1 protein-coding gene is annotated in these 259 nt (G+C 48.6%); it reads left to right on the top strand.

Going from position 1 to position 259, the window contains the following annotated elements; translation table 11 throughout:
* A partial coding sequence (locus tag R0J87_RS21915) for a SpoVR family protein (protein ID WP_498888949.1) occupies positions 1–259 on the top strand: 259 nt, incomplete at both ends.

The following is a 259-nucleotide window of genomic DNA, read 5'->3' as shown; positions in this document are numbered from 1 at the left end:
ATTATTGATTACCTGCTGTTTGCTAAGAAATACATCTCTGAATGCGAGGAAAAATACGGTGATGTGGAGGTCGAAAAATTACTCGACTCCTGCCATGCACTGATGAACTATGGCGTCGATCGCTACAAGCGGCCGCAAAAAATCTCGCTGGTTGAAGAAACCGCCCGTCAGAAAGCACGGGAAGACTACCTGCAAACGCAAGTGAATGCTCTGTGGCGCACGATTCCCGCGCAAGCGGAAAAGGATTTCCATGACGAAG

It is taken from the genome of Halomonas sp. SIMBA_159 (assembly GCF_046536035.1).
Taxonomy (GTDB): Bacteria; Pseudomonadota; Gammaproteobacteria; order Pseudomonadales; family Halomonadaceae; genus Vreelandella; species Vreelandella venusta_A.
This window is presented reverse-complemented; position numbering and strand designations above follow the sequence as displayed.